This is a genomic window from Oxobacter pfennigii (genome assembly GCF_001317355.1).
In the GTDB taxonomy this organism is placed as follows: Bacteria; Bacillota; Clostridia; order Clostridiales; family Oxobacteraceae; genus Oxobacter; species Oxobacter pfennigii.
Genome location: NZ_LKET01000028.1, coordinates 157,714 through 178,263 on the forward strand (window position 1 = coordinate 157,714; position 20,550 = coordinate 178,263).

Below are 20,550 nucleotides of genomic sequence, written 5' to 3' on the forward strand. Positions count from 1 at the left end.
CTGATTAATAATTGATAATTAAGATGTCCATTCTAATATATGAAATTTTCGTGATAAATATCATTATTGGCGGCTGAGAATATTTTCCACGGACTTTTTAACACTGTTCAATATATCTTTTTCATTCATGGTTTTGACAACATAATCTTCCATGACTGTTTTTCCGTTTACTATAACGGTTTTTACATCCTTGCCCGAACCGCTGTATACTATGTTGGCACATACGTCAAATATTGGCACCATATGAGGTTTGTTTAAATCAATCAATACTATGTCAGCCTTCATTCCTACATCCAGTTTGCCTATTTCCTTCTCCAAACCCAACGCTTTTGCGCCGTTTACAGTTGCCATCTCTAATGTTTCGTAAGGAGATAATGCCGTTGCATCACTGGTGGAGAGCTTTTGAAGATAAGAAGCCGTCTGCATTTCCTCTATCATATCAAGATTATTGTTGCTGGAGGCACCGTCAGTCCCTAAAGACACATTTATGCCTAAAGCAAGCATTTTTGATACAGGAGATATACCGCTTGAAAGCTTCATATTGCTCTGAGGGCAATGAGCAGCAGTAACATTGTATTTTTTTAGTATTTCCATATCCTTGTCGCTTATATGAACGCAATGGGCTGCAATTACTTTATTTTCAAATATGCCTGTTTGCTCAAGAAATTCAACAGGTGAGCATCCGTAAGTTTTATTGATGGTTTCAACCTCATCAAGAGTTTCGGCTATATGTATATGCAATCCGCAGTTCATTTCCTTTGCAGCCTTTGCGCTTTGTTCCAATGATTCTCTTGTACATGTATAAGGCGCGTGAGGAGCAAGCATATTAATTATTCTTCCGTCAAAGCTTCCGTTGTTTCTTTTATAAAAAGCTTTGAATCTTTCAATTCGTTGCTGCCAGTCGTCTCCTATAACAGGTGTGCATATGATGCCTCTTATTCCCGATTGACCTACTGCTTTGCAGATATCATCCTCAAAATAATACATATCAAGAAAACATGTTGTTCCGCTCTTTATCATCTCCAATGCCGCCAGTTCGGCGCCAATGTATATATCCTCAGCATCTAGCTTGGCTTCAAAAGGCCAGATTTTTTCATTAAGCCATTTCATGAGGGGCAAGCCTTCACCATAACCCCTTAACAATGTCATTGAGCAATGGGTGTGAGTATTTATAAGCCCGGGGATAGCTGCAGTACCCTCCCCGTCTATGATGTTAAGCTTTTCATCTTTTAAATCTTTATATTCTCCTTCTCCTATTTTGGAAATTTTGTCCTCCTCAATGAGTATATATCCCTTTTTTATTATTTCATTTTCATTTGTCATTTTTATAATGCAGCAATCCTTTATCAATGTCTTCATATTACCAACTCCTCGTATATCATTTTATTTATAGAAAAATTTCCATTAATAATTAATATTATAACAAATATTAAAAGGCTTAGTAGTAATATTAGAAATAATAAAGGCACACAGACGGAACTTATTCATAATATAGAATAGAAGAGTACATATAACCGCTCTCATATTTAGGGGGGAAGTCTATGAACCTTGGAGCACTATTTGCAGATAATAATACAAATAACAATAATACCGGGATTTTTGGTAATAACCGTACTATATGGATTATGTTACTTATAGCTTTAGTGGTTTTCGGATTTGGAAATGGATTAAAGGGAGATGGCGCCTTTGGAGGCGGTGCTCCTTTTGCCTATGAGGAATATGAAGGATACAGAAATGAAAGCAGAAAAGAGAAAAAAAGAAAAAAGAAACACCGCAAACACAGAGATGAAAGAGAATATGAAGAAGCATACCAGAATGATCAGAGTCAGGCACCCTTTATACCGCCTTTTAATCTGGATGACAGTACACCTTTACAGTAACAATAATGAGCAGCATGGGCTGCTCTTTTTGTTTTATATAAAATACATAAGGAAAACTTATTTGAATAACATTATAATATAAGTAGGTTTTTAAGGAGTGTGAAATTATGATTCTTGTAAGTTCCTGTCTATTAGGCTTGGATACAAAATATAACGGCACGTCAAATTGCAATGACCTTTTATTAAAATACAGCCATCTTGAAAAATATATCCCCATATGTCCGGAGCAGTTAGGCGGCCTGCCTACGCCTAGAGAAGCAGCGGAAATAAAAGCCGGGACCGGCGAGGATGTAATAAAAGGTCATGCAAAAGTAATAACTGTAAAAGGCGAAGACTGTACATATTATTTTGTAAAAGGTGCAAAAGAGGTTTTAAAGCTTGCCAAGATGCTGCCCGTTTCAGCTGCTATACTAAAAGAAAAAAGCCCATCCTGCGGTTGCAATGAAATATATGACGGCACCTTCGCCAATTCTTTAATAAGAGGTGCGGGGGTTACTGCCGAGCTATTAAGACAAAACGGAATCAGAGTATACAGCGAAAATGAAGTTACTGATAAACTGCTGCAAAGCCTTCTTTGTCTTTAAAGCTTATTCACTGAATGTATTGGTTTCTGCATCAACAAGAGGTTTTAGCTTGCTTACTGCCTCTTTATAGCGAGGCTCATTTTTTAACGTATCATATCCTTCTCCTTCAAGTATACTTTGTGCCAGAACTTTTTTGATATAGGATAAATCATTTGGATACCCATTTAATTTATCAAAAACTGGGTTATTCGAATAATCATAGCTTAATTCAAGAATGCTTTTTACATGCTCTTCAAAATAATGAAGGGCATTTTCTATATCTCCTTTTAGAGATAAAATTTTGATCATATAATAATACGCGGCACCTTCTTTAACATCAAACAATTTTGTCATCTCAAAATTTATTTTTGCAAGTAAATAGGCCTTATCTATATTCTCCTCTTCATGGGCGTAGGCGCATAGTATATCCAGGGATTGACTTATTCTTGATAAATTGCGCTTTATCATTTCCTGTGTCAATTTGATAGCTTCATCTTTTTTATTACGCAAAGCATATATTGATGCAGAAAGCATGTCTGTATCGATTTTTTCTTTTGGCAAGCGTTCCAATAACTTTTCTGCCTTATCGAGTTCGTCTAAAACGGTATAATAAACTATCAAAATAGTGGTTGCGGTATAGGTATACTTCTGATTTCCGCTGTTTAATACGTCTTCATAAATTTCAGCTGCCTTTTTGTAATACATTTTAATTTTTTCTTTATTACGGTCTTCTTTTAATAGCATAAAACTTTGAAATAAACCGCCGATATTAAATTTTAAAGCAATGCTGTTAGGGTATTCCTGAATAACCTTTTGACAAAATTCCCATCCTGCATTAAACCCTTGAGACTCATAAATATGCAAAGCCTTTTTCCTGAGCTCATTCACTTTTTCTTCTGAAAGTACTTTCTCATAGGAAAGCAATTCATTAACTGATATATTCAGTGCTCTTGCTATGGGTGAAAGCAATGTTATATCGGGATATGTGCTACCAGTCTCCCATTTGCTTACCGCTGGGGTGGATACCCCTACAGCATTTGCAAGCTGCTCCTGAGTCCATCCCTTTTCTTTGCGTTTTTCTATAATTATTTCACCTATATTTAATTCCATATAATCAACTCTCCTGCCGTAGAATAAATAAAAAGCTTAAATCTGTTTTTATTGTAATTGTTTAATAAAATAAAGACAATGGAGGCTTGTTTAACTCATAGGCATTTTTACTTAACCGTTAAGAAATATCATCCAAAAATTATACCCTGACATAAGCCAGGGTATAAAAATATTGATTTAATTTTATAGGTGATAAGATAAAAATCTGAAAATTTCTTTTTCTATATCCATGAATATATCCAAAAGATATACCTGGTCATCTTCAGACAGATTATACTTTTCAATCAATTCTTCTCTTGAAAGAACAGAACCATATTTCTTTTCCATAGATTTCATCCTTTCCTACATTAATATTTTCCGTATTCTTTTACGCACTCAATAACTGCCTGGAGGTTTTCTGTTTTAAAGTCACTGCCTCTTATCATGCCTCTGCTCATGCTGAATATATAGTTTCCGGCACCGGCTACTGTATCGATTGTACGCTTTGCTTCCTCAACGCACTGCTCAACTGTGCCATGCTTCAATATATCCGCAGGATAAAAATTCTGATAGATATGGCGGGTTGCAACCTTTTCAACAACCAGTTTGGGATTTGAAGTTTCAAAACCGATTATAACCGTTCCGGGAAGGTCATTTAATAGATCAAGATGAGCATCCCAATTCTGTTCGCAGAAAATACTTGGGATGAATCCGGCTTCCTGAGTGGCAATCATCAATTTCTTGAATGATGGCCACCAGAATTTCTCTACTTCGCTATGTCTCATAAAGGGAGGCATATGCAATGGATAGCTTATCATAGGAATAGTTCCTCTTTTGGGAGTATTTTTAATCTGCTCAATTTCATACTGAAGCACTGCTTCGCAAGCATCCAATACCCACTGAGGCTTTCTCTTCATATCCATAATCATAGTTGAGAAGCTTCTTATGTAGTCGGCTATGAAATCAAAAGGAGCCCAAAGAAGGTTACAGCCTGTTATTGCCGTAGCACGCTGGTACTTTTCAACCAACTTTGGAGCCATACCGGCGAATTTTGATGCTACAACATCGCGGGCTATTTTTATTTTAAGATGCCCTAAAACGGGGTCTTCATTTAAAATTCCAAATACACGGGGCTGTATTTTATTTACTATAAACTCAAAGGGGTCTTTGTTAAATTCGGGGTATTCATCAAGTTCAAGAGGTGCTATGTTTGGATGCTGGAAGAATCCGTCTGCTCCGGGCTGCATGAATTTCTGGTCTATGTAACGAAAAACTGCTGCTTGAGTAAAAGGTACGGTCGGTAGTGTGTCTGTATCGAAAAGTTTTGCCATTTCGTCTGCTGCTTCGAAGCACTTTTCAGGGCTGTATAATTCACGTTTTAGTGAATAACCCATCTTTTCTATGGCTGCTTCAACAGTAACACCTGCAGTTACAGGTACTCTCTTGGGTTTCTTATTATTGCAGATATCGATAAAGAGTTGATTCCTCTCGTTCATCAAAGTATTATCTGACATATTACTTCACCCACCCCTGGCATATTTTAACGCCTTCTGCTGCGTTTGTAGTGAAAGCATCCGCGCCTATCTGGGCACAAGCTTCCTTAGTTACCGGATTTCCGCCAATTATGATTTTAACGCTGTCACGAAGCCCTGCTTCTTTAATGGCATCAACGGTATCTTTCATAGCCTCAAGTGCAAGGGTTAATACGCCGCTCATGCCTACAACCTTTGGTTTAACTTCCTTTATCTTGTCAATAAAAGCTGATGCCGGCTGATCAATTCCCAAATCGTAAACTGTAAAGCCTGCAGCTTCACACATGCTCTTGAATATGTTCTTTCCGATATCATGCAAGTCGCCTGCAACAGTGCCTAAAACTATTGAACCTGCACTTGCGGTGCTCCCGCTTCCTAATACTGGTTTTAATGTATTGATTGCATTTGTAAGAAGTTCTCCGGCAAATATTAGGTCTCCTACGAAATATTCACCTTTTTCATAAAGGTCGCCGACTATTGCCATTCCACTCTGGCAAGCTGCCACAACTTTCTGAGCATCTTCTTCTGAAGGATTTGAAGCTACAAAACCGTTTAATACTTCAAGTACCTTTTCCTCATCCAATTCGCCTACTGACGCTGTCAATGCTTTTAAGTCCACCATAAATGAATACCTCCTTAAAATATTGAAATGATTATATATAATTACTATTTCTGCTATCACGGAGTTGTCCACTTTCTATACAATATAATCCGCCGGATGCTTTGATAGTAATTTTATCTATATTAAGATAAGTTTAACTTTATTGTAACATATGTACAAATATTGTATTATATTATTTTTTCTAATATTTTGTAAATAGAATAATAATGCTTGTATAATCTCTTTAAATGTAATTATTTGGATAGATTTTAATAATTATCAGTAATTTAATTAATTTTAAGTTATATCTGTGCTAGTATAAGTCTGCAACATTCAAAGGTTCGTGATAATTACAATAAATATATATATAATAAAAATCATAAAAATAATAAGGATATACCTCTAATTGAGATATCTCCTTATACAAGATATTGTATTTTGCTGTTAATCCCGCCATGATATCAGATTATATTTATTTGTTCCCATTGACAACCCTTGTTTTGAACTGACTTTGATATAATAAGTCCCCGGCAAGAGATTAGGCACTTCTATATATGCAGCTCCATCACTGCTTGTTTCAATACTCCCGAATGAATTACCCCACTCGTCAAGAAAACTAATTTCGGCCTTGTTCCCTATACCTACAGATACAAAAACAATAGTTAGAGTACTATTAAGATTTGGCTGTATTCTATATATATCGGTATCGTTATTTTCAAGGCTTCCTAAAATTTCATATGAATACTCCCAAGGAACAATTAACCTGTAATCCTGAGCATTGCCAATATCATCGTTGGATTCTTTGTCATATACATAATTAATTGCAAACCTGTCACTTGCACTTCCATCAAGTTTGGCCATATACAGGGTGCTACTGCCGTCATTTGATTGATATACTATTAATTCACCGAATATCATTATAGAACCTACTCTTGTATCTAAAAATTTTGATTTGTCTGTCCCGTCTGTTCTTATTCTGTAAAATTTACTATTATCAGACCTATTCGAATAATATATCCATCCATTATAAATATTGAAATTTTCTACGCTATCATCACAAACTATAACTCTACCTGTACCATCTGTTTTAATTTTGTAAATCTTTTTGTTATCGCTTATATTAACATAGTATATCCAACCATCTATAATATTAATGGAATATCCGCTGTCTACCGAAACTTTTTTCCTGTTACTGCCATCTAGCTTCATTTTCCAAATAGTACCATTGTCGCTTATATTTTCATAATATAGATAATCATCTGATTCTACTATATAACCAATGTCATCGCCGCTTATTCTGGTTTTATTTGAACCGTCTTCTTTCATCATATAAAAGTCAGATTTGCCCTGGGTGTTTGTAGTATAATATATCCATTCTCCAACTACATAATAAGCTGACACGCTTTCATTTACGACTGTTGTAACTTCAGTGCCATCCAATCTCATCCTTCTTAATTTGCTGCTATCATCGAAAGCTTTATAGTATATCCAATCATTTACAATACTTATATATACAGCAGATTCGTTGCTTATTTTTGTATGCGGCATTCCATTTTTACCATGTTTATATATATAATAGTTTTCCAGATAATTATTGTAATATAGATCGCCTTTATAATAAGCAACATATCCTCCATTTTCTAAATTACCGTTCAAACTGCCTGTTTCTTCTATAACTCTTGTATTTAATTTAACTTTTCCGGAGTAACCTGCTATTGTGCCTTCAAAATCATATGTCCCCTTCTTTGAAGTATCAAGGCTGTTTGAATTCCATTTAACAGGAATCAGCTTTAAACTTGAATCATCATACATTACCATAGCATTATCAGGAAAATGATAATCTTCACCTATAAAAGCAACATCTGACAAATCATCTACTTTCGTTATAATACGATGCTTCATAATATTTTTTAGGTCATTTTCTATTCCGGCAGTTACAGCACCTGTTCCCCCTAGGATATTCACTTTGCTGCTGTTTAAAGTCTCAAGGAAATCCAGTGTACTCTCAACTCCTAAATCACTTACAAGGACTATTGGAGAACCGGAATTTGCAGCCAATACGCTTCCAGAAAGAGCGTCTGGAAAATCATCCCCCGATGCCACATAAACTGAAGTGAAATCAATCTCCTTTTCAAATTCCACCAATATGTTTATATTTGTATAATATCTGTCTATTCCATCTAATCTTTTAGGATTATTTAAAGAGGATTTCACATTGTCACTTAATACTCCTATGCCTCCTACTACATAAGAAGCCGGAACATTTTTCCCTTTTAAATAGACGCTGACATCGGCAGGAAGCGCATCCTTTGATGAAAGAAGTATTGGCATTCCAAGCTTTGCTGATATTGGTGCTATTCCGAGCGCATCAGGAAAATTTTCTCCTGTAGCCACCACCACACCATTCTCGGTTCCGAGAAGTTCTGCTACCTTCACTGATGTCTGATACCTGTCATTTCCCGCAAGCCTCACAAACGCTATACCTAGGCTTTTAAGCTGGTCTTCTATATTTTCAGAGATAACTCCTGTTCCGCCTATTATATAGGCATTAACGGCTTTCAGCCTTTTTATTTCATCTATTGCCGCGTCGTTAAGCTTTTCCCTTTGAGATAATATAATAGGAGCATTCTTGGCCTTTGCCAGCGGTGCTGCACAAAGGGCATCCGGGAAATCTTCTCCACTTGCAATTACAATATTTGAAGCATCAGTCCATCCATTTTTCGTAATAGATAAATTTGTAGCATATCTGTCTTGACCATACAGTCTGTTAAATTCAGGTTCAGCAGCAAAAGCATCATTGGTAAAATAAAATGTTGCAGTTAAAAATGTGAGAATGAAAAAGCAAAGATGTATCAATATTTTATTCTTGTGCATTATCCTGTAATCCGCCTTTCTTCATTGATATACACTCTAATTGTATACACTATGTCTCAGTAAATCATCAGGTTAAATGTACAAGAAAATGCAGACATTCCCAAAAAAAAAACGGATTTTACTCCATCTTCTTATATTTCACCTCAAGCATAAGCCCTACTTCCCACAGAACATCCTTTTCAGTATCATTCTTAACAATATAAAGCCTGGACGGAAATAAAAGGCTGCTTATAAATTCCTCTAATTTTGAATCTGAAGGATATATAACAAAAGCTACTTTTTTCAAATCTTTTCTATCCGGAAATTCTCCGAAATTCTCTACGGCATACTGATGTCCTTCAAAGGTAAAAGAACTGTCGCTGTTGGGAATTACTTTAGGAGTCAGCGCTGTGTTTATAAGAAAAACAGCCGCAAATAACAGGTAAGCCCATGTCAAAGATGCTAAAACTTTATAGATGGTTTCTTTTGATTTTCTTAATCCATTTAATGAAAATATGAAAATAACCGCAGCGTATAAAGTAAATATAAACATAAATATTATTAACATTATAGATCCCCTTCTTTTTACTCTACCTTTTTATATTTCATTTGATACATAAACTCCCTCTTCCATATGGTATTCTTCTCAATATCGCCTTTTTCAGCGAAAATAGAGCCATCACTGTTTGAGCATTATCTAACTTATAGAACTCTTATTTTTATTTACAAAGAGTTAAGATATTTTTAAACGGTTATTCTGATATAATGATAATAAGCTAAATCTGATTGGAGGATTTAAAATATGGACAAATGGGAATATCACACCATTAAATTTGAAACAAAGGGCTTTTCCGGCGGTATCCTTGAACTGCAAGGTTTTGAAACTCAGCTTAACGCTTTAGGCTCACAGGGATGGGAGCTCATATCCTGCTTTGACACCAATCAATCATATGGAGCAACCAGAGAGGTTATCGCCATTTTTAAAAGAAAGATTTGATATAATTTTGGAGCAAGCACTATTCGACCGGTTCATATGGTTTAAGTCCCTGACCTCCGCCGCCAGTGCCTATGCTTTTTATAGAATATACATTATCATAGGCGTACTTTACTCTTATCTCAAAATAATTATCCGTCCAGGTGCCTTTCCCTTTTGCACCTCGGGCCGGATTCATATAACTGTCGTTATCAGTAGTAAAGTCATAATTCAAAGCCACACAAAATTCGTTAATATCCCCTGCAAGTATGGAAATATCATTAAGCTTATATGATGCAATCCGTTCCTCAACTTCTGTTTTTCCGCTCATGAGATAATTCATATAAGTGTCAACCGCCAGTGTTCCAAGATTAATCAAGTCTATTTCATCGGAGGTGAATATAAGAGGTTCAACAGTTTGTACTTCATTTGCTTTGTAATCAGGGTAAGGATATGGCAGATTGCTCTCTGCTATAACCCATATAAGACGATGTTTTATTTCATCAAATTCAACGTCTGTATATACAAATTTGACTGTAGCAGACAACCGCCCTTCTTTATGGATATATTCCACATAACGAAGCTGTTGTTCCCTGTCCTGCCATCCTCTTTTACCCTCGCCGAAAATATCTATAACTTCCTCAATATTAGTTAAACTTTTGTTTATATACACAGGCCCTTCCTGTCTGTTAACAATAACAGATGGTATATAGGCTCCATTTATTACCCCAACAATCATTTTATTTAACCGTCCGGTTTCCTTATTGACACTGAAACGCACTTCTTCAAAATTATAATCATATCCGTTTTTAATATCAAGCGGCGCTGTAGGAGTAAGGGATGAAGTATCTATTTCATTTATATCAGCCCCCAGGGCAAGGCCGTTTACACTGAAATCATAAAAATAGTAGTCTCCAATTCCTGCTGTTACTTTATTGGATGAAAAACATACGCCTAGAATTACTGCTACTGCTATAGCCAAAATTATTACTGAACGGGGATGCTTTTTAAAATTAAGCACATTGTTAATTCTCTTTTTTATATCTCCTTCTCCAAAGGCCAGCGGACTTCCACCTATTATCCGCTTCTGTGCTGCTAAAGATAGAAGAGACATTGAATAGGCTTTTTTAGTGCTGCTTCCTAACTCTTTTAATACCCTTTCATCGCATGACATTTCCATATCCGCGCCCATAAGCATGAATGCCATCCACACAAGAGGGTTAAACCACCCTTGTGTCAAGTAAGTTGCAACAATTTTTTTTAAGAACCTGCCGCCCTCTACTAAACCGCAGAGAGGCGGCACATAGCTATAACGACATTTCCGAGGTATTTGGCCTCGGTGTTTTTGTTTTTTGAGATATATACTCGTCGTTCTCACCGCCGTACCCCCGGCCGTTTTCCTGTTCAGCCCTTTCTTCCTGCTCCCGGATGACATGGCCCATCTGCTTGACAAATTCCACGACGCTGCGCGTCTGCGGTATATAGGGTCTGCCGATGTCTATGGGAATAACCTCTATACCATGCCGCGCTATCGCCTCAATCCACATATTTAGCTTTTCCATATCTCTTCCGAAACAGGACACGCTATCCAACAGGATAGCGTCCAGCATACCATCAGCCGCGTCGAGTTTCATTTGAAGTAAGGCCGGGCGTTCAAAGTCCAGCCCACTGTACCCCATATCCGTGTAAACCTTACTTACATTATACCCGCGCTCTTTGGCAAACTGCAACACCTGTTCCTTTTGTCGGTCTGCGGCGGCCTGTTTAGCCGTCCCCACGCGGATATAGATGTCCGTCCTTGCTTTCTTATCGCTCATGATGCGTTTCTCCTTTTATTTGGGAGCCTATCGGCCCACACAATTTCAATATCTTTCTCTCCGTGGACGAGAATATGGTCGATCAGCGCGTCCACAATCACTCTGTCCAGCTTTTCAACGGATTGCATTGTCTGGAACCGGATAATGTTTTCCTGTATGGCGTCCTCGCCATCGTCAACAGCGGCGCGCTGTTCCCGCAGCCGTTCCATCTCTGTCCGCTTGCCGGCGATAGTCTCGTTGACGATTGCTTTCTTCTTCATGAAAACGTCCTGCGTCATATCCCCGGCAACCAACGCCATATAATGCTTGGTGATGGATTCCTCCAGCAGCTTGACGGCTTTTTCCTCGTCCCGCAGCCGCCTGTCGATCTGCCCGGCCCTTGCCGTAAACTGCCGGGCCGCAGCCAGCCGGATTTCCTCCTGTTCCACCAGCAGGGCGGTGTGCTGCCGGATGGACGCAAACACGACGGCCTCAATCGCCTCCTGAGGGACTTTCACGTCGGGGCAGTTGTAATGAGCGGTGAATTGGCCGGTAGTACAGTAAAACTTGGGGTTATACTTGCCGGAGCGCCGCATGGTACGTCCACAAACCGGGCACTTCACTTTCTTGAAAAAGATGTGGTCAGCCGATACATTGACCGGTTTTTCGCGCAGAGCGTCGTGTGCGGCCTTGAAGTCTGCTTCCGACACAATGAAAGGATTGGCACCGGGCACGATAATCCATTCCTCTTTGGGCCGCTTCACGGTATCGCCCCTCTTGCCGGGCATCCTCACTTTTGTCATGCAGTTGATAGCCGTCCCCATGTACCGCTCGTCGTTCAAAATGCGGAGAACCGAACCGCAGTCCCAATAAGCGTATTCCGGGTCAATAACCTGCCAGCATCCTTTGACGCGATACCCTTTGCTCTCCTTGTACCGGCCGGGCGTGAGAACATCTTGGGCGTTGAGGATGCGGGCAATCTCCGTGGTGTTTTTGCCGTCGATGGCAAGGGAGAAAATCAAACGCACAATATCCGCGGCTTCTTCGTCAACCACCCATTTGTTTTTCTCAACATCAGACTTTTTGTAGCCGTAGATCGCCCATCTTCCGAGCGATTCGCCGCGCTTCATCTTGATGCGCTTGCTGCTTATAGCCTTTTGCGCCAAATCCTTGCCGTACCACTCATTTGCAAAATTGGTGAAAGCCAGCTCCAGGTTTGAGATTGGATGCTTAAAGCTATCATATCGGTTGTTAATGGCGATGAAGCGAACCCGCAGCGTCACCAGCACGTTCATGAGAAGATCGTCCACATCCAGCATGTTCCGGCCTATGCGGGATAAATCCTTGACGATAATGCAGTCTACGGCTCCGCTTTGCACATCCCGCATCAGGCGTTGGTACTCCATGCGGTCGGAATGGCGGCCGCCGATGCCGTCGTCCACATAGTCCACGATGCGCGCGCCCGCAAATTCCTCTAAGCCTCCGATATAATCCCCGATCATGTCCCGCTGATTTTTGATGCTGTTGCTCTCATCGTCCGGGTTGTCCTCAAAGGACAGCCGCAAATAACGTGCGATTACATACTCCGATACCATGACCGGAGCGAAAGGGGCCATGACCCGTGCATTAGCCAACATTCGCCATAGCCCCCCTTTCAGAAACGAGGCGTTCCAGCTCAGCGAAGCCGTCCCGGAAAGCTAGCTCTACACTGATTTCCCTGCACATGGGTGTGATTTCAATGCGCTTTACCAGCGCGGCAACGATGCCCCGGTCTAAGCGGTCGAAGTCCGCGAACCTTCGGCAAGCCATGAGGCACTCATTTTTACGGATGTCGTCCAGACCGCACCGGTCAAGCTCCTGCCGGTTGTGTTCCAGCGCGGCCTCCGCCGCGTTTCGGTCGCTCTCGAATTTTGTCCGCGCAAGCTCAAACTCCCTTGTGTCTAATACGTCGAAAAGATGGTCGATGTAGGCGCTGGACAGCAAATCCTCGGCTTGCACCAATGCCTGTTCCAGCCTGCGCCGTTCCGTTAAGAACATGGTGCGGTTTGCTGTAAAGGTTTCCGACCGGGAGACCTGATCCAACAGGGAACCCATATCCAGGCAAGTGTCGATTCGCGTCCGAAGCTCGGTATAGATGATCTTTTCCATCGCTTCCAGCGGAAAGCGCGCGATTTTTCCTTTACCAAGAGCGTGCCGCAGTTCAGCATGACAATTCGTGCAGTAGTAGTCGAATTTGTCGGCGACGGTTTTCCGTCGCTGAATGCTGCGAACAGCCGCTCTCCCGCAACAGGAGCAAAAGACCTTCCCGGCAAAAATGTTTTCCTCAAAGTGGTTGCCGTGCTTTTTGTAGCGTTCCGACGCCTCGGCCAATAACTGCTGTACAGTGTCAAATGACGCACGGTCTACAATGGCCGGATGGTTGTTCGGATGGATTATCCATTCTTCACGCGGTTTTCGATGGTTTTTCCCATCGCGCACCTCAGTTTTCCCCAACGCCAAATTGCCAATATAGACCTCGTTTTGCAGTATTTCGCGCCGGATGGTGGTGCCGTCCCACGGCCTCCATACCGCATACTTATCATTTTTTGAGAGGCCCAGGTTATAGTAGTGGTTGCATGGCGAGGGGATCTTATTGCGGTTCATGCAGCAAGTGATTTCATGGATGCTTTTACCCTCCGCCCGCATGTTGAACATCAGGCGAACAATCTCCGCCCCCTGCGGCTCAATCACAAGCTTCCGGGCGGCCCCTTTTCCTTCATACACATACCCATAAGGCGGTTTATTTCCTATGGGTTCTCCGCGCCGTTGCTTAGAGGCATAGGCCGAGCGGACTTGTTTGCCGGTGTTGCGGCTGTACATATGGTTGACGAGGTTCTTAAACAGGATGATGAGCCGCTTTCTACGGGCATCCTCATCGGCGCTGTCATAGTAATCGTTAATTGAAATGAACCGCACATCGTACTGTACAAAGGTCTTGAACAAAAGCTCACCGACCTCGATGTAGTCCCTGCCCAGCCTGGATAAATCCTTGACCACCACGCAGCGGACTTCTCCCGACACAATGCCCGCCACCATTTTGATGTAGTCCGGCCGGTCGAACCGGGTGCCGGAATAGCCGTCGTCCCGGAACGCGCCGCGCAGCACAAGATCGGGCTTTGTGGCGATATATTCAGTAGCAAGCGCAATCTGATTGTCAACGGAATCCGCGTTCTTTTCCTGATCGCTGGATATGCGGCCATAAATCCATGTGTCTATAAGGACGGGGGAAGGCTGTTCGATAACTTGAGGGTTCCATCTGCTTTTTCTTGCCATTTAGCCCGCCTCCCTTACTGTCTCAAGGTCGGCCGGAGCGGCAGCAAGCGGCGCAACGTCGCTGTAACGCAGATGCACGTCAATATGCTCGCTGTCGTGTACCACGATAGCCCGGACAAGGCTGACCACAGCCTCCCGGTTCAGTTCGGTGAGATTTTGATATTTCTTGAAGCGTTCCACCAAGTCCCTGCCGAGCGTACCGTCCCGCAGGCCCGCCAGCTCCCGTTCCAGGGCGGCGATGGCGGCCTCGGCGATTTCGACCTGCTGCTTGAATGTGGCCTTGAACATACGGTGTTCGCTCTCAGTGATGACCTTGCTGACATAGTGCTCATAAGCCCGCACCAGAAATGTGTTGTTTTGCTCGATTATCTGCCGGTTGTGCCGGATCATGTCCTCAATGGCCTGCTGTTTGCGGGAAAGAAGAGTTCCGGGGCCGAAGTCGTCGGCGACCTCCGCCGCCGATACCAGCCCGCCGATCTGCGCCCGCAGGGTGTGCAGCAAGAAGCCGTGGAGGATGTTGGCGCTCACATTGTTGTACTTGCACAGGGATTTGTCCTGCTTGTGGGTGGAGCAGTTGAAATAAATATACTCCTTGCCGCCTTTTTTGACCGTCCGCATGTTCATCGGGCGCTGGCAGGACCCGCACAGGATGATGCCGGAGAACATATGAATTTGTTCGGCACCCACCGGCGTCCGGGTATCTCGCGCCATCAGTTCCCCCACAAGGGAAAACTCAGCATCGTCAACAATGGGTACATGGCGCTTTTCCTTAACCGACCATTGCTCACGCGGAACGGCAATACACTTGTTTTTCACGCGGTAGCTTAATTTCTTTCGCTTGCCCTGTTCCAATGTGCCGATGTATACGGGATTGGTGAGGATGCGCTTGATCGCGTTGACCGACCATTTCGGGATGTCCTTCACGGCAAAGGGCGTGCAGTATTTCAGGCCCAGCGCCTTCTTGTGGGCGGCGGGCGGCAGAATACCCTTGCTGTTCAGCATGTCGGCAATCTGCTGCTCGTTGTAACCCTGGATTTTCATGCCGAAAATGAACCTGACCACATCGGCGGCGTAATCGTCGGGAATGAGCTGCTTGTCTTTGGTTTTGAGATACCCATAGACGGCAAAGTTTACCACCAGCTCCCCGTTATCCCGTTTCACCTTGAGATGGGAGCTGGTTTTGACGGATATATCCTCCAAAGTGGCTTCATTGCAGATGTTTTTGAAGGACGCCATCAGCTTATCGCTGTCGTCCGCCGTCAGGCTATCGTAATTGTCGTTCACAGATATAAAACGGACGCCCTTCGAGGCGAAATACCGTTCAATGTACTTGCCGGTTTCAATGTGATCGCGGCCCAAACGGGAAAAATCCTTTACTATGACGCAGTTAATCAGCCCGGCTTCGATGTGGCGTATCATTTCCTTGAACCGTTCACGGTCAAAATGTGCGCCGGAAACGCCATCATCGTCCAGGATTCTGTGTACCTGTATGTCGGGATGCCTGCTCAAAAAGTCAAGGATTAAGTCCCGCTGATTTTTGATGCTGTTGCTTTCATCCTTCTTGTCTTTATCTTCTATGGACAGCCGAAGATAACCGTCGGCAATCCATACCGTCGTTTCCTGCATACTGTTCGCTCCTTCATATGGATTAACCAATAAATCCCGCGAAATGAAGGAACAGACTATATTCTCTTGTTGCCCTGTTATATGATAGCGCACTTCATTTCCACGGGCAACGATGCGGCTGGCTGCTCACGAAAGGGCGCTGCCCGCGTGTGAGAGCAAATACTGTTTCAGCCGATCTTCCAGCGATGCCTCAGTGTCCGCAAAGGAAACCCGGACAATAATGTCACCGTAACGATAGCAGTATGGGTTCTTGATCTGCACCAGATAGGACTTGACACGTTCCTCTTTGGGGAGCGACAGGTCTATCTTCACGTCCCGGATGTCTGCAAGCTCCGCGAGGTTCACATGTTCCGGGGGCTGTATATTCAAGCTGTCCAGCATATCTTTCATGGCGGGGTTCCTCCTTCCCTCAAAACATATTCCCAGGTTGGGAATATGTCCGCTTATTACGGGGGAGCCGGACTACCCGAAGTAGCCCGGCTCCTTTTTTTCCTGTATAAACCGCTCCACGGCGGCAATATCGCTGGTCACCGGGCAGTCCGGAAGGGCGTCCAGCACCCGTGTCCGATAAGGCCCGCCCTCCCGAACGCGGGAATCCAGCAGCGCCACCACGCCGGTGTCGGTCTCGGTGCGGATGAGCCGTCCAAAACCCTGTTTAAGCTTGATGAGCATTTCCGGCACCACAACACTGTTTTTATACTGCTCCATGGTGTCATACAGGGTCTGCTCATACTCGCTGACCGGATCGGGCACCGCGAAGGGCAGCTTGACGATAATCAGCAGGGAAAGCATGTCGCCGGGGAGGTCGATCCCCTCCCAAAGCGCGCCGCTGGCAAACAGAACACCGTTGCCGCTTTTGCGGAACCGCTCAATGGCGGCAACGCCGCCCCTGTCCAGACGGAACAGCGGATAGGCAAGCTCCTGGGCTTCCAGCAGGGCAAAAACCTGATCCATAGCCCGGTAGGAAGTAAACAGCAGCGCCGCGTGACCGTGAGCCGCTTCAATCAGCTGTCCCGCTTCCTCGGCTACGGCGGCAAGGTATTCTTTATCCCGAAGGTCGGGAAAGGGAACGGACTCGCTGAGATACAAAAGCACATTCTCCCGGTAGCAAAAGGGAGAGGGCTTGCTGGTCTTTGTCAGATTCCGCACCCGGTCAAGCCCCATCTTGCGTTCGATATGGGTAAAGCTCCCGGCAGCCGACAGCGTGCCCGAGGTCAGGATCACCGGAATGCTTCCGCTCCAAAGGTCTTTGTAGAGCAGATCGCTCAGCTGCTTTGGAATGGCGCACAGAAGAGTTTCCAGAGAATTTCTTTCCTCCGGGGATAACTCCCCGTTTGGCTGCTCCAGCCAGTAGACGAGGCTTTCATAATTCTCCAGGATGCCCGCCTGCTCCCGGATGCGGGAAAGGGCGAAGCGTGCTTGGGCGCAGCTTCCGTGATATCTTGCAAGGAGCAGCTGTTCCGACAGCAAAGTGGAAAGCTCACTGCCGATGCGCCGGATATTGCGCAGGTGCCTGGCCGCTGTTTCATCCAAAAGCGTCGGAACCCGTTCCGCTTCTTCGTCCCCGCTGCCAGTGGGGATACGCTCTGTCAGGAGCCGGAACAAACGCCGGTTCTGTCCGCCCAGCTTCACCGCCAGCTCCCGCACCGTCTGGCCGCTAACGCCTTTCCGGTAAGTAAAGCAGCTGATATCCTCCACCATTCGGGGAATGGCAAGGCTGCTAAGCTCCACGCCGTACATCTGTCTGGCCGCTTCCAAAAACTTGTGAGCCTCATCAAGGATGACCGCCTGATAATGAGGAATGAGAGGACGCTGCCCTTTGGAACGGCGCAGGACATCGGCCAGAAAATAGTTGTGGTTGCAGACCTGAAAATCATGTTCGCCGGACTGGACATAGCATATATGGGCCATGTACTTGCAGCCGTCGTAATAAGGGCAGTGGTCGTCACAGCGTCCTGATACGCAGATCCGCCGTTTGATATAGGGTGTCAGCCCTTCCGTGTTGGCCAGATCAATGGAAGCTATGCCCTGTAGCAATGGAGCCAGACGCTTTTGCGTCCGCTCGTCCGTATCCCGGTAAAAGGTCCGCAGGTTCCGTTCGCAGACATAATGCTCCCGGCCTTTTCTGAGGACACAGGATAAAGGCGTCCGAATAATGCCGTGAGCCATCAGAATACGGGATATCTCAGGAATATAGTCCCTGACAATGGCGTTCTGGAGCGCAATGCTGGCGGTAGAAATCACTACGGGCATATAGGCGCTGGCGGCGTAGCTCTGGTCGGGATAATAGCCCCGGAGCCAGAAGTCGTTGACGCGCCCCCGCTTGGCAAGGGCGGCGGCGATCAGATAGGCATGGGTCTTGCCGGTGCCCACCTCCGCCTCGGACAGGGAAATATCCCGGTGCCCGATAGCATCCAGAATGTGGGCGGCAAGCTCCACCTGCTTTTCCCGGATGCCATAGCCGTGTTCCGGCAGAATGGTTTCAAAAATGTGGTTCTGAATTCCCGCAAGGCTGTCCCGGAGCAGGTTTTCTCCGGGCGGCATGTCGATTTCATACCGGCCCTTGCCCGCCACGGGCGACAGGCGGATGCGTTCCGCCATGGTCGCCACGCCGGAAAGGGTCAGGGGGCTGGTACGGCGGTGAATGGCCGCCATACGCCCTGTTTGTAGATTGAGTGCTTTATAGCCATAGCCCTTGGCGGTTTCGCATTCCAGCAAAACGCAGCCATAGGCGGTAAAAAGAGCCGCTTCTCCGTATTTTTGCAAAATCCCCGGAGGGATTTCGCGGCTGACCTCATGAATGGCCTTGTACTGCATGGGTTTCCCTCCTTTTTGCTGACGGCAGAGTGGTGCGGCAAAGCAAGATGGCCGCTTTGCCGCAATAGCTCCGCCGTCAGGCAGATGATTCGTGTTCCTCATAATTTCGTATCCTATTTGGCCTCGCTTCCCGGATACAGGGGGTAATGTCAAGCCGCAGAGTAAAACTCTGCGCATGAAAGCTCCCTCCGGCCTATCCCAGCCGGAGCGATGCTTTCCCAGCTACTTGCCTTTTCGCTGGCCCTAAATGGGAAGTATCATTATGGCTCCTGTGCCTTTTGTCTGCCGGCCTTTCGAGGCGCTAAAAGGGCGGGCGCTCCCGCACGGACATACCCCGTCTCTGCAAAACTGCCTCGCAGAACGGGAAATGACCGGCGATCCTGGCGCACGGCACGGAAGGTAATGTACCTGACATCCCGGTATGACCGGTGAAGCGCACCGGTGTTTGTCAAGGAACAGGCGAAAGGCGAAAAGAACCTTTCACCTAATGTCAAAAAAGGAGGGGGGTGTTAACCCTGTTTAAAAAAATTTTTAAGTTTTTCTTTGGCAAGGGCAATGGATTTATGTACAGCCACATGGCTGACCAATTCCTTTACCGCGATCTGCCGTGTTGACAGTCCTTGAATGAAATGCAGAAGAAATCTGCGCCTTTGTGTTTCGGTCAGCTGCCCGCTGTCCAGAAGCTGCCGGGCGGCTTTCAGCGCCTTGTTTTCTCGGCATTATGTATCAGCACGGTATCAGGGGGCGGTACGGAAAGCGGTTCGGTTTCCTCAAGCCCGTTTATAGGCACATCCAGACGGCTTGTCCGATGTTCGTGTACGACCTGCCGGTGATAGATTTCATCCGACAGGTCTTTCAGTTCCTGAAAATCCTCCGTCGTCTTGCCGGGGTTCTCCGCCAGGTAGTCCTCTAAAGTGATCTCCAAACGGACACAGTCGGCAAATTTATATACAATACCCTCACTATACTTGTTGAGGGCATAATCGCTGTCTTTGTAATTTTTCATGTTCCTTTCCTCCGAACTTTGAATTTTTGTAAAATCCAAAGCCCGGAGGCGGGGAACGGCAATGTAAAATCGTGTTTGCCTGATTGAGAGATAAATTGTAAAAGTATGTAAATGCCGGTCGGGGTTTACATTTTCTTATCGAATAAAAAAAGTCAGTAGATTGCCAATGGCAAAATACTGACTTTTTTACAATCTGAATATGAAATTGTATGTAAAGAAAATGGTAAATATAAAGTCCGCCGTCTTTATTTCCACCTCATATCAAAACAAGAAGTTTTCATAGAAGCACCCCTTTCGCCATAGCGCATAGCAAAATCAAAGTATCTGGATGCCATATATTCCGTTAAAAACCGTAAGAAATGACAAAGGCGTACCCCCAGTTTGGAGAGGGCACGCCCTGCGCAGTTTTTGGCAGCCAGACTATCATAGCGCCCTAAGACACCTTAGACCCTCGGCTTTGCGTCCCCGGTTTTAACCGGGTTTGCCCATAGCTCTATTGATT

The 20,550-nt window shown here is 44.4% G+C and carries 19 protein-coding genes and 1 riboswitch; of the genes, 3 read left to right on the forward strand and 16 right to left on the reverse strand.

From position 1 onward, the window contains the following. Positions 1 to 63 precede the first annotated feature (63 nt). Positions 64 to 1,359 carry an amidohydrolase gene (locus OXPF_RS07385; RefSeq protein ID WP_054874559.1) on the reverse strand — a complete coding sequence of 432 codons (1,296 nt, stop codon included), beginning with the start codon at positions 1,357 to 1,359 and terminating at the stop codon, positions 64 to 66. A 182-nt stretch (positions 1,360 to 1,541) separates the two neighbouring features. On the opposite strand from OXPF_RS07385, the gene OXPF_RS07390 reads away from it, so the two are divergent. Continuing rightward, complete coding sequence (locus OXPF_RS07390; protein WP_054874560.1) at positions 1,542 to 1,880, forward strand: DUF3824 domain-containing protein; 339 nt, start codon at positions 1,542 to 1,544, stop codon at positions 1,878 to 1,880. Between the two features lie 107 nt (positions 1,881 to 1,987). Continuing rightward, positions 1,988 to 2,464: a 2-thiouracil desulfurase family protein gene (locus tag OXPF_RS07395; RefSeq protein WP_054874561.1), complete on the forward strand. Its 477-nt coding sequence runs from the start codon at positions 1,988 to 1,990 to the stop codon at positions 2,462 to 2,464. A gap of 3 nt (positions 2,465 to 2,467) precedes the next feature. Here OXPF_RS07395 and OXPF_RS07400 read toward each other — a convergent pair whose 3' ends face one another. The 6 genes from OXPF_RS07400 to OXPF_RS07420 all read right to left on the reverse strand — a co-directional run bounded on the left by OXPF_RS07400 (position 2,468) and on the right by OXPF_RS07420 (position 9,086). Beyond that, complete coding sequence (locus OXPF_RS07400; RefSeq protein ID WP_054874562.1) at positions 2,468 to 3,553, reverse strand: helix-turn-helix domain-containing protein; 1,086 nt, start codon at positions 3,551 to 3,553, stop codon at positions 2,468 to 2,470. Between the two features lie 183 nt (positions 3,554 to 3,736). Further along, the gene (locus tag OXPF_RS22415) at positions 3,737 to 3,880 is read right to left on the reverse strand and encodes a hypothetical protein (RefSeq protein ID WP_160317174.1); all 144 of its coding nucleotides are present in this window, start codon (positions 3,878 to 3,880) and stop codon (positions 3,737 to 3,739) included. A 20-nt stretch (positions 3,881 to 3,900) separates the two neighbouring features. Further along, positions 3,901 to 5,046 carry a uroporphyrinogen decarboxylase family protein gene (locus OXPF_RS07405; RefSeq protein ID WP_054874563.1) on the reverse strand — a complete coding sequence of 382 codons (1,146 nt, stop codon included), beginning with the start codon at positions 5,044 to 5,046 and terminating at the stop codon, positions 3,901 to 3,903. A 1-nt stretch (position 5,047) separates the two neighbouring features. Then, entirely contained in the window at positions 5,048 to 5,686 is a 639-nt protein-coding gene (locus OXPF_RS07410; RefSeq protein ID WP_054874564.1) for a cobalamin B12-binding domain-containing protein, read from the reverse strand. Between the two features lie 423 nt (positions 5,687 to 6,109). Next, positions 6,110 to 8,539, reverse strand: a complete 2,430-nt coding sequence (locus OXPF_RS07415; protein WP_054874565.1) for a DUF5050 domain-containing protein — start codon at positions 8,537 to 8,539, stop codon at positions 6,110 to 6,112. 118 nt (positions 8,540 to 8,657) lie between these two features. Next, complete coding sequence (locus OXPF_RS07420) at positions 8,658 to 9,086, reverse strand: hypothetical protein (protein WP_054874566.1); 429 nt, start codon at positions 9,084 to 9,086, stop codon at positions 8,658 to 8,660. 234 nt (positions 9,087 to 9,320) lie between these two features. Between OXPF_RS07420 and OXPF_RS07425 the strand changes: the two genes are divergently transcribed. Further along, on the forward strand, positions 9,321 to 9,515 hold the full coding sequence (locus tag OXPF_RS07425) for a DUF4177 domain-containing protein (RefSeq protein WP_054874567.1): 195 nt from the start codon (positions 9,321 to 9,323) through the stop codon (positions 9,513 to 9,515). A gap of 19 nt (positions 9,516 to 9,534) precedes the next feature. Here the strand turns inward: OXPF_RS07425 and OXPF_RS07430 are convergent, their stop codons facing one another. From OXPF_RS07430 to OXPF_RS23020, 9 genes are all read right to left on the reverse strand, one after another. Then, entirely contained in the window at positions 9,535 to 10,731 is a 1,197-nt protein-coding gene (locus OXPF_RS07430) for a M56 family metallopeptidase (RefSeq protein ID WP_341442183.1), read from the reverse strand. A 67-nt stretch (positions 10,732 to 10,798) separates the two neighbouring features. Continuing rightward, entirely contained in the window at positions 10,799 to 11,308 is a 510-nt protein-coding gene (locus tag OXPF_RS23010; RefSeq protein WP_054874569.1) for a recombinase family protein, read from the reverse strand. Next, on the reverse strand, positions 11,305 to 12,924 hold the full coding sequence (locus OXPF_RS07440) for a recombinase family protein (RefSeq protein WP_054874570.1): 1,620 nt from the start codon (positions 12,922 to 12,924) through the stop codon (positions 11,305 to 11,307). Before OXPF_RS07440 ends, OXPF_RS23010 begins: the two co-directional genes overlap by 4 nt. Beyond that, positions 12,914 to 14,599, reverse strand: coding sequence for a recombinase family protein (locus OXPF_RS07445; RefSeq protein WP_054874571.1), 1,686 nt, complete (start codon positions 14,597 to 14,599; stop codon positions 12,914 to 12,916). The genes OXPF_RS07440 and OXPF_RS07445 overlap by 11 nt, the downstream gene beginning before the upstream one ends. Beyond that, positions 14,600 to 16,225 carry a recombinase family protein gene (locus OXPF_RS07450; protein WP_054874572.1) on the reverse strand — a complete coding sequence of 542 codons (1,626 nt, stop codon included), beginning with the start codon at positions 16,223 to 16,225 and terminating at the stop codon, positions 14,600 to 14,602. Positions 16,226 to 16,351: 126 nt separating this feature from the next. Next, entirely contained in the window at positions 16,352 to 16,615 is a 264-nt protein-coding gene (locus tag OXPF_RS07455; RefSeq protein ID WP_242854343.1) for a DUF6870 family protein, read from the reverse strand. Positions 16,616 to 16,687: 72 nt separating this feature from the next. Beyond that, a complete protein-coding gene (locus OXPF_RS07460; protein WP_160317175.1) occupies positions 16,688 to 19,042 on the reverse strand; it encodes an ATP-dependent DNA helicase in 2,355 nt (784 codons plus the stop codon). A gap of 509 nt (positions 19,043 to 19,551) precedes the next feature. Further along, the gene (locus OXPF_RS23515; protein WP_341442226.1) at positions 19,552 to 19,743 is read right to left on the reverse strand and encodes a sigma factor-like helix-turn-helix DNA-binding protein; all 192 of its coding nucleotides are present in this window, start codon (positions 19,741 to 19,743) and stop codon (positions 19,552 to 19,554) included. Beyond that, complete coding sequence (locus OXPF_RS23020) at positions 19,740 to 20,048, reverse strand: hypothetical protein (RefSeq protein WP_242854344.1); 309 nt, start codon at positions 20,046 to 20,048, stop codon at positions 19,740 to 19,742. Before OXPF_RS23020 ends, OXPF_RS23515 begins: the two co-directional genes overlap by 4 nt. A 407-nt stretch (positions 20,049 to 20,455) precedes the next feature. Then, positions 20,456 to 20,544: riboswitch (cyclic di-GMP riboswitch) on the reverse strand. Positions 20,545 to 20,550: the final 6 nt, after the last annotated feature.